The organism is Streptomyces sp. NPDC005070 (genome assembly GCF_053600395.1).
In genome coordinates, this window is the sequence record NZ_JBSFZS010000283.1 from 1 (window position 1) to 4267 (window position 4267).

Annotated in this window: 6 protein-coding genes; 3 read left to right on the plus strand and 3 right to left on the minus strand. The window is 71.4% G+C overall.

Annotated features, from left to right (window positions below):
• Positions 1–55 precede the first annotated feature (55 nt).
• A complete protein-coding gene (locus ACWEBX_RS37630) occupies positions 56–499 on the minus strand; it encodes a nitroreductase family deazaflavin-dependent oxidoreductase (RefSeq protein ID WP_451889231.1) in 444 nt (147 codons plus the stop codon).
• Positions 500–672: 173 nt separating this feature from the next.
• A complete protein-coding gene (locus ACWEBX_RS37635) occupies positions 673–1305 on the minus strand; it encodes a LysE family transporter (protein WP_451889232.1) in 633 nt (210 codons plus the stop codon).
• A gap of 537 nt (positions 1306–1842) precedes the next feature.
• Between ACWEBX_RS37635 and ACWEBX_RS37640 the strand changes: the two genes are divergently transcribed.
• Together ACWEBX_RS37640 and ACWEBX_RS37645 are read left to right on the plus strand one after the other, a co-directional pair.
• Entirely contained in the window at positions 1843–2961 is a 1119-nt protein-coding gene (locus ACWEBX_RS37640) for a cytochrome P450 (protein ID WP_451889233.1), read from the plus strand.
• A gap of 8 nt (positions 2962–2969) precedes the next feature.
• Positions 2970–3182: a ferredoxin gene (locus ACWEBX_RS37645; RefSeq protein WP_451889234.1), complete on the plus strand. Its 213-nt coding sequence runs from the start codon at positions 2970–2972 to the stop codon at positions 3180–3182.
• A gap of 15 nt (positions 3183–3197) precedes the next feature.
• Here ACWEBX_RS37645 and ACWEBX_RS37650 read toward each other — a convergent pair whose 3' ends face one another.
• Entirely contained in the window at positions 3198–3803 is a 606-nt protein-coding gene (locus ACWEBX_RS37650) for a TetR/AcrR family transcriptional regulator (protein WP_451889235.1), read from the minus strand.
• Positions 3804–3937: 134 nt separating this feature from the next.
• On the opposite strand from ACWEBX_RS37650, the gene ACWEBX_RS37655 reads away from it, so the two are divergent.
• A partial coding sequence (locus ACWEBX_RS37655) for a DUF1348 family protein (protein WP_451889236.1) occupies positions 3938–4267 on the plus strand: 330 nt, incomplete at its 3' end.

Sequence of the window (4267 nt, forward strand, 5' to 3'; positions counted from 1 at the left end):
CGGGGTGCTCCGGTTCAAGCACACCGGTGCCGCGGAAATCCGCGGCGCGCCTCGGTCAGCCGGCCGGCTCCAGCACGAAGACGGGGATCACCCGGTCGGTCTTCTGCTGGTATTCGGCGTACGGGGGAAACGCGGCGACCGCGCGCTCCCACCACTGGTCCTTCTCCTCGCCGGTGATCTCCCGGGCCCTGAACTCCTTGCGCTCGGGCCCGTCCTGGAGCTCGACGCGGGAGTCGGAGATGACGTTGTGGTACCAGACGGGGTGCTTGGGAGCGCCGCCGAGGGAGGCGACCACGGCGTACCGGCCGTCGTGCTCGACACGCATCAGCGGGGTCTTGCGGATCTTGCCGCTCTTCGCGCCGCGCGTCGTGAGGATGATGACGGGCAGGCCGGTCTCCATCAGGGTCGTTCCCTTGGTGCCACCGGAACTCTCGTACAACTCCACCTGGTCCCGGACCCACTGCGTGGGGCTGGGCTCGTACTCGCCCTCAAGTGGCATGACTTCCGTCCCATCGTCGCATCGGACTGGTCGTGTCTCGCTGGTCGTGTCTCGGCACGATTCAACACCAGCGCGCACCCGAATCTTCCGTACCACGGCCCGCGTGGCTCCCCGTGCCGGGCCGATCCCCCGGTGGGGTGTACGCGGGCCGCACCGGGCCCGGGCCCGTGACCTCATGACGAGGCCACCAGGACGCGTACGGCCAGCAGCATGATCACGCCACTCGACGCGAGCCCGGTCACGAGCCGTCCCCGATGGCTCGTCAGGGTCCGGCCCAGCAGGGCACCGCCCCCGGCGATCAGGAGCTGCCAGCTCGCGGACGCGGCGAACGCGGCGAGCACGAACACCCCCTGCTCCAGCGGGCGTACCGCCTCGGCCGTGCGGCTGCCGAGCACCAGCGCGGCGAAGTAGACGACGGTGGTGGGGTTGAGCAGGGTGATGCCCAGCAGGGCCACGTAGGCGCGGGCGGGGCGCGGGGGGTCCTGCCCGGTCCGCTCGGGGAGCCGGCGCCCGCGGTACCGGCGGACCGCGCCGATCGCGCCGTGGACCGCCAGTACGGTGAGGACCAGCGCGGAGGCCCGGCTCAGCGGGAGCATCACCGGCTGGAGCGCCGCGGCGAGCGCCGTGCCCCCGAGAGCGGCGACCAGGGCGTACAGCCCGTCGGCCGTCGCGACGCCGAGCGCCGCCGAGGCGCCGATCCGCAGGGACGTACGAGCGGTGAGGGAGACGAGGTAGGTCGCGACCGCTCCGACGGGCATGGCGATGCCATAGCCCGCGAGAAGCCCCGCGACGAGCGCGGCGGTCACGACCGGGGAGGTTCGGGCCTCCGCGGTCGGCCGGGCTGCTGCTGGACCCGCACCGGACGGACGGTGGCGGAGGTCGGCGGCAGGAAGGCTTCGATCGTGGACATGGGCAGATGTTCGGGTCACCGGACGCGGCCGCGCAACCCATTTTCGGACGGGGTGTCCCGCGGACTTCGAGCCAAGGCCGGGCAGGCGGGTGGGCCGGCGGCGCGGGAAAGCCGGGAGAACCGGAACCGCGCCCACCGCGCTTCGGCCAGATCGCGCGAACGGCTCATCTGGCCGAACTTCGCGTGGCCGCATAGGTGCCTGGGGCATCTAATGAAGATCGACAAGAGGGAACCGTCGCTTGCGAGGTCACTCATGACAGAAACCCCCCTGACCCAGCCCCCGTCCCCCCTGACCCAGCCCCCGTCCCCCCTGACCCAGCCCCCGTCACTCCCGTCCCCCCTGACTCGGCCCCCGTCAACCGAGGCGCCACCCCCGGTCCGCTTCCCGCAGGACCGTACGTGCCCCTACCATCCGCCCGTCGCCTACGCGCCCTTGCGTGAGGGCCGTCCGCTCTCACGCGTCTCCCTGTTCGACGGGCGTACCGTCTGGGTGGTCACCGGGCACGGCGTGGCCCGTGAACTCCTCGCCGACCCACGGCTGTCCACGGACCGCACGCGGCCCGCTTTCCCGGCGGTCACCGAGCGGTTCGCGGCGGCGCACAACCGCCGGATCGCGCTGCTCGGTGTCGACGACCCCGAGCACCACGTCCAACGCCGCATGCTGGTACCGAGTTTCACCCTCAAGAGGACCGCCGCGCTGCGCCCCCGGATCCAGGAGACCGTCGACCGGCTCCTCGACCGCATGGAGCAACAGGGCCCGCACGCCGAGCTGGTGAACGACTTCGCGCTTCCCGTGCCCTCCATGGTGATCTGCGCCCTCCTCGGAGTGCCGTACGGTGACCACGACTTCTTCGAGGAGCAGTCCCGCCGGCTGCTGCGGGGCCCGGCCGCCGCCGACATCGAGGAGGCCCGCGACCAACTGGACGCCTACTTCGGCTCGTTGATCGACCACAAGGAGAAGGACCCCGGGGAGGGACTCCTCGACGAGCTCATCCGCGATCAGCTCCGCGAGGGAAAGGTGGACCGGGAGGAGCTGATCTCCCTCGCGACCATCCTGCTCGTCGCCGGGCACGAGACGACGGCGAACATGATCTCGCTGGGCACCTTCACCCTGCTCGACCATCCGGAACAGCTCGCCGAACTGCGGGCCGAACCGGCGCTGATGCCCGCCGCCGTGGAGGAGTTGCTGCGGTTCCTGTCCATCGCGGACGGGCTGCTGCGGGTCGCGGCGCGTGACATCGAGGTCGCCGGTGCCACGATCCGCGCGGGCGAGGGCGTGGTCTTCTCCACCTCCGTCGTCAACCGCGACGAACTGGCCTTCCCCGCGCCCGACACCCTCGACTGGCACCGCTCGGCCCGGCACCATGTGGCGTTCGGATTCGGCATCCACCAGTGCCTCGGCCAGAACCTCGCGCGGGCCGAGATGGAGATCGCGCTGCGCTCCCTCTTCGACCGCTTCCCCGGCCTGCGGCTCGCGGTCCCCGCCGACGCCGTCGCGTTCAAGCCCGGAGACACGATCCAGGGGATGCTGGAACTCCCCGTGGCCTGGTGAGGAGCGGCATGGGCGCGGGTGTCGGCATCGCGATCGACAAGGACGTCTGCATCGGCGCGGGTCAGTGCGCCCTCGCCGCTCCAGGCGTGTTCACCCAGGACGACGACGGCTTCGGCGCGCTGCTCCCGGACGGGCCGGAAGGCGGCGGCGACTTGATGCTGCGGGAGGCGGTACGGGCCTGTCCGGTCGGCGCCATCACGGTGGCGGAGCAGACCGCCTGACCCTGCGGTCGCGCCCTATTTCCCTGCCTCCAAAAGGAGTTGGGCGGCGGCACGCGCCTGGGCGGCGGGTCCTGCGGTCCCGTCGATGCCCGCCGTGACCATGGCGCCCTCGGCGAGGAGGAAGAGATGGTCGCCGAGCGCGGCGGGGCGCCCAGCCGCGCTCACCAGCCCGGCCAGATAGGCCCGGAACGCCGCCTTGTGCGTACGGGCCTGCGCGGCCACCCGCTCCGACGTGGCGCCGAGTTCGCCGTACGCGTTGATCCACGCGCAGCCGCGGAAGTCCGGCTCGGCGAACCACAGGCCCAGCCAGTCGAAGACGGCCAGGATTCTCCGCTCGGGATCCCGCCGGCTGTCGACGTGCTCCGCCAGCCGCGCCCGCCAGCGGACGTCGCGCCGTTCCAGATACGCCTCCACCAGGTGTTCCTTCGCGGGGAAGAGCTGGTAGAGCCGCTTGAGCGAGACCTCCGAGGCGCCGCGGATGTCGTCCATCCCCACGGCCTGGACACCCCGGCCGTAGAACAGCCGCTCCGCGGCGTCGAGGGCCTGCTCGCGGGCGATCGCGAGGGCCTGCTCCCGGGTGCGTGAGGGGGCCGCCTGATCCCGGGCGGTCGTGTTGTCCATGCGACGGGCTCCTTGACCTGAGAACGTACGTTCTCTATCTTAGCGGCCAGATAGAGAGAACGTACGTTCTCTGTCACGCTGGAGAATGACCGTTCTCTATCCTCCATCGCTTTCGCTCGCACCGAGGAGTCCTCATGGCCGACCGTCCGCCCCTGCCGCCCTTCACCCGTGAGACCGCGCTCCAGAAGGTCCAGGCCGCGGAGGACGCCTGGAACACCCGCGATCCGCACAAGGTCTCGCTCGCCTATTCCGAGGACTCGGTCTGGCGCAACCGGGACACCTTCGTCACGGGCCGCGCCGGGATCGTCGAGCTGCTCACCGGCAAGTGGGCCCGGGAGCGTGACTACGCCCTGCGCAAGGATCTGTGGGTCCACGCGCGCGGTGTCCGGCAGCAGTCCCGGGGAGTCCGAACGGCTGTCGCCGCTGCCCGTGACCAGATGGGCGTACTGGTCGGCCGCCACGAC

Coding starts and splice junctions, on each gene's coding strand:
- ACWEBX_RS37630 (WP_451889231.1), bottom strand. CDS start 499: ATGCCACTTGAGGGCGAGTACGAGCCCAGCCCCACGCAGTGGGTCCGG.
- ACWEBX_RS37645 (WP_451889234.1), top strand. CDS start 2,970: ATGGGCGCGGGTGTCGGCATCGCGATCGACAAGGACGTCTGCATCGGC.
- ACWEBX_RS37650 (WP_451889235.1), bottom strand. CDS start 3,803: ATGGACAACACGACCGCCCGGGATCAGGCGGCCCCCTCACGCACCCGG.